Here is a 5,305-nt window from a genome sequence, read left to right on the forward strand (position 1 = left end):
GAAGGATGTTCCGGCGGTGTCCTACTCTCCCACACCCTGTCGAGTGCAGTACCATCGGCGCTGGCAGGCTTAGCTTCCGGGTTCGGAATGGGACCGGGCGTTTCCCTACCGCTATGGCCGCCGTAACTCTATGAAACTATCCACACACCCCCGCGCGCTCCCACCCACCAACCCCACCCCGGTAAAGAAGGGGGGTTCATGGGAAAAAGCCGGGGTATCTGTGTGTTGTTTCAGATACCGCACAGTGGACGCGTAGCAACCTTTGTCAGTAAGTCCTCGGCCGATTAGTACCGGTCACCTCCACACGTTACCGTGCTTCCAGTTCCGGCCTATCAACCCCATGGTCTATAGGGGGCCTTAACCACTCGAAGGTGGTGAGAAACCTCATCTTGGAACAGGCTTCCCGCTTAGATGCTTTCAGCGGTTATCCCTTCCGAACGTAGCCAACCAGCAGTGCCCTTGGCAGGACAACTGGCACACCAGAGGTTCGTCCGTCCCGGTCCTCTCGTACTAGGGACAGCCTTCCTCAAGTTTCTGACGCGCGCGGCGGATAGAGACCGAACTGTCTCACGACGTTCTAAACCCAGCTCGCGTGCCGCTTTAATGGGCGAACAGCCCAACCCTTGGGACCTACTCCAGCCCCAGGATGCGACGAGCCGACATCGAGGTGCCAAACCATCCCGTCGATATGGACTCTTGGGGAAGATCAGCCTGTTATCCCCGGGGTACCTTTTATCCGTTGAGCGACACCGCTTCCACATGCCGGTGCCGGATCACTAGTCCCGACTTTCGTCCCTGCTCGACCCGTCAGTCTCACAGTCAAGCTCCCTTGTGCACTTGCACTCGACACCTGATTGCCAACCAGGCTGAGGGAACCTTTGGGCGCCTCCGTTACATTTTGGGAGGCAACCGCCCCAGTTAAACTACCCACCAGGCACTGTCCCTGAACCCGATCAGGGTCCGAGGTTAGAAGTCCAATACGACCAGAGTGGTATTTCAACGACGACTCCACGAACACTGGCGTGCCCGCTTCACAGTCTCCCACCTATCCTACACAAACCGTACCGAACACCAATACCAAGCTATAGTGAAGGTCCCGGGGTCTTTTCGTCCTGCCGCGCGTAACGAGCATCTTTACTCGTAATGCAATTTCGCCGAGTCTGTGGTTGAGACAGCAGAGAAGTCGTTACGCCATTCGTGCAGGTCGGAACTTACCCGACAAGGAATTTCGCTACCTTAGGATGGTTATAGTTACCACCGCCGTTTACCGGGGCTTAAATTCTCAGCTTCGCGTCCGAAAACGCTAACCGGTCCTCTTAACCTTCCGGCACCGGGCAGGCGTCAGTCCGTATACATCGTCTTACGACTTCGCACGGACCTGTGTTTTTAGTAAACAGTCGCTTCTCTCTGGTCTCTGCGACCACACCCAGCTCGGAGAGCAAATCTCGTCACCAGACGTGGTCCCCCTTCTCCCGAAGTTACGGGGGCATTTTGCCGAGTTCCTTAACCACAGTTCTCTCGATCGCCTCGGTATTCTCTACCTGACCACCTGTGTCGGTTTGGGGTACGGGCCGTGTACCAACTCACTAGAGGCTTTTCTCGGCAGCATAGGATCACTGAATTCGCCTCAATCGGCTACGCATCACCTCTCAGGCACATGAATGGCGGATTTGCCTACCACTCGCCCTACAGGCTTACACCAGGTACTCCATCACCTGGCCCAGCTACCTTCCTGCGTCACCCCATCGCTTGACTACTACACCCAGGGTCTCGTGCATCCCCTTCCGGCTTCCCGAAGGAAGTCCATCCGGTTCAGGACGATTAGCACAGATGACTCGCCATTGGGCGCGGATACACGGGTACGGGAATATCAACCCGTTGTCCATCGACTACGCCTGTCGGCCTCGCCTTAGGTCCCGACTCACCCTGGGCGGATTAACCTGGCCCAGGAACCCTTGGTCATTCGGCGGACGAGTTTCTCACTCGTCTTTCGCTACTCATGCCTGCATTCTCACTCGCACAGCCTCCACAACTAGTTCACACTGCTGCTTCCACGGCTGCACGACGCTCCCCTACCCATCCCAGCTCCTGGCTCGAAAGCAAGATAATACTGGAATGCCGCGGCTTCGGCGGTGTACTTGAGCCCCGCTACATTGTCGGCGCAGGATCACTTGACCAGTGAGCTATTACGCACTCTTTCAAGGGTGGCTGCTTCTAAGCCAACCTCCTGGTTGTCTTCGCGACCCCACATCCTTTTCCACTTAGTACACGCTTAGGGGCCTTAGCCGGCGATCTGGGCTGTTTCCCTCTCGACTACGAAGCTTATCCCCCGCAGTCTCACTGCCACGCTCTCACACACCGGCATTCGGAGTTTGGCTGACTTCGGTAAGCTTGTAGGCCCCCTAGGCCATCCAGTAGCTCTACCTCCGGCGTGAAACACGTGACGCTGCACCTAAATGCATTTCGGGGAGAACCAGCTATCACGGAGTTTGATTGGCCTTTCACCCCTACCCACAGCTCATCCCCTCAGTTTTCAACCTAAGTGGGTTCGGGCCTCCACGACGTCTTACCGTCGCTTCACCCTGGCCATGGGTAGATCACTCCGCTTCGGGTCCATGATGTGCGACTCAACCGCCCTATTCGGACTCGCTTTCGCTACGGCTACCCCACACGGGTTAACCTCGCCACACACCGATGACTCGCAGGCTCATTCTTCAAAAGGCACGCCATCACCCCACCCCGAAGGGAAGGCTCTGACGGATTGTAAGCGTCCGGTTTCAGGTACTATTTCACTCCCCTCCCGGGGTACTTTTCACCTTTCCCTCACGGTACTAGTCCGCTATCGGTCACCAGGGAGTATTCAGGCTTACCGGGTGGTCCCGGCAGATTCACAGCAGATTTCACGGGCCCGCTGCTACTCGGGCACCCACTACAACAGAGCACGCATTTTCGCCTACGGGACTCTCACCCTCTACGACAGGCCGTTCCAGACCACTTCGACTAACACGCACTTTTCTGACTGTTGCCCACCACGGCAGTGATAGGAAAATGGGCCCCACTACCCCGTCCAGACAACCCCTGCCGGGTATCACATCTGAACGGTTTAGCCTCATCCGCTTTCGCTCGCCACTACTCACGGAATCACAATTGTTTTCTCTTCCTGTGGGTACTGAGATGTTTCACTTCCCCACGTTCCCTCCACACCGCCTATATATTCAGCGGCAGGTGACACGACATCACTCGTGCCGGGTTTCCCCATTCGGAAATCCTCGGATCTCAGCTCGGTTGACAGCTCCCCGAGGCTTATCGCAGCCTCCTACGTCCTTCATCGGCTCCTGGTGCCAAGGCATCCACCGAACGCTCTTCAACACTTACAAAACAAAGATGCTCGCGTCCACTGTGCAGTTCTCAAACAACACACCCACTCGAACCCGAACCCGACACCAGCCGAAGCAACAAAGCCCCGCGGTATGAACCGGAGATCCGAACGGATCGTATTTTTTGCCTGGAAAGAACGCCTGTTCTTTCAGGACCCAACAGTGTGTCGACTACATCCGACCCTCATCATCACAAAGACTCCGAGAACGATCGGCCCATGTCAGCGTTCCACCCATGAGCTCCGCAGTCCCACATTCGGGGACATAAGCGGCTCTGCCAGAAGCGATCCCGACTCCACGGGACACTCACTGGAGATGCTCCTTAGAAAGGAGGTGATCCAGCCGCACCTTCCGGTACGGCTACCTTGTTACGACTTCGTCCCAATCGCCGATCCCACCTTCGACGGCTCCCTCCCACAAGGGGTTAGGCCACCGGCTTCGGGTGTTACCGACTTTCATGACGTGACGGGCGGTGTGTACAAGGCCCGGGAACGTATTCACCGCAGCGTTGCTGATCTGCGATTACTAGCGACTCCAACTTCACGGGGTCGAGTTGCAGACCCCGATCCGAACTGAGACCGGCTTTAAGGGATTCGCTCCACCTCACGGTATCGCAGCCCTCTGTACCGGCCATTGTAGCATGTGTGAAGCCCTGGACATAAGGGGCATGATGACTTGACGTCGTCCCCACCTTCCTCCGAGTTGACCCCGGCAGTCTCCTGCGAGTCCCCGGCATAATCCGCTGGCAACACAGGACAAGGGTTGCGCTCGTTGCGGGACTTAACCCAACATCTCACGACACGAGCTGACGACAGCCATGCACCACCTGTACACCGACCACAAGGGGGCCTACATCTCTGCAGGTTTCCGGTGTATGTCAAACCCAGGTAAGGTTCTTCGCGTTGCATCGAATTAATCCACATGCTCCGCCGCTTGTGCGGGCCCCCGTCAATTCCTTTGAGTTTTAGCCTTGCGGCCGTACTCCCCAGGCGGGGCGCTTAATGCGTTAGCTACGGCACGGATCCCGTGGAAGGAAACCCACACCTAGCGCCCACCGTTTACGGCGTGGACTACCAGGGTATCTAATCCTGTTCGCTACCCACGCTTTCGCTTCTCAGCGTCAGTTACTGCCCAGAGACCCGCCTTCGCCACCGGTGTTCCTCCTGATATCTGCGCATTTCACCGCTACACCAGGAATTCCAGTCTCCCCTGCAGTACTCAAGTCTGCCCGTATCGCCTGCAAGCTCACAGTTGAGCTGTGAGTTTTCACAGACGACGCGACAAACCGCCTACAAGCTCTTTACGCCCAGTAATTCCGGACAACGCTCGCACCCTACGTATTACCGCGGCTGCTGGCACGTAGTTGGCCGGTGCTTCTTCTACAGGTACCGTCACTTACGCTTCGTCCCTGTCGAAAGAGGTTTACAACCCGAAGGCCGTCATCCCTCACGCGGCGTCGCTGCATCAGGCTTTCGCCCATTGTGCAATATTCCCCACTGCTGCCTCCCGTAGGAGTCTGGGCCGTGTCTCAGTCCCAGTGTGGCCGGTCGCCCTCTCAGGCCGGCTACCCGTCGTCGCCTTGGTAGGCCATTACCCCACCAACAAGCTGATAGGCCGCGGGCCCATCTCGCACCGATAAATCTTTCCACCCCCAGCCATGCGACCAGAAGTCATATCCGGTATTAGACCCAGTTTCCCAGGCTTATCCCGAAGTGCGAGGCAGATCACCCACGTGTTACTCACCCGTTCGCCGCTCGTGTACCCCGAAGGGCCTTACCGCTCGACTTGCATGTGTTAAGCACGCCGCCAGCGTTCGTCCTGAGCCAGGATCAAACTCTCCGTTGAAGACTCACAACCACACCCCCGAAAGGGTGCAATCAGATCAAAAACTAGAGTCCGAAAACCTAGCAAAACAATCGCCAGCAAAA

Annotated in this window: 3 rRNA genes; all 3 read right to left on the reverse strand. The window is 57.0% G+C overall.

Features of this window, described 5'->3' with window-relative positions:
* Window positions 1–8 precede the first annotated feature (8 nt).
* The 3 genes from rrf to M8859_RS36595 all read right to left on the reverse strand — a co-directional run bounded on the left by rrf (window position 9) and on the right by M8859_RS36595 (window position 5,222).
* Window positions 9–125 (reverse strand): 5S ribosomal RNA (rrf, locus tag M8859_RS36585).
* Window positions 126–264: 139 nt separating this feature from the next.
* Window positions 265–3,377: ribosomal RNA gene (locus M8859_RS36590) — 23S ribosomal RNA — on the reverse strand.
* 326 nt (window positions 3,378–3,703) lie between these two features.
* A 16S ribosomal RNA gene (locus M8859_RS36595) occupies window positions 3,704–5,222 on the reverse strand.
* The 16S, 23S and 5S rRNA genes sit together here, the layout of an rRNA operon.
* Window positions 5,223–5,305: the final 83 nt, after the last annotated feature.

The organism is Nocardia sputi, assembly GCF_023501985.1.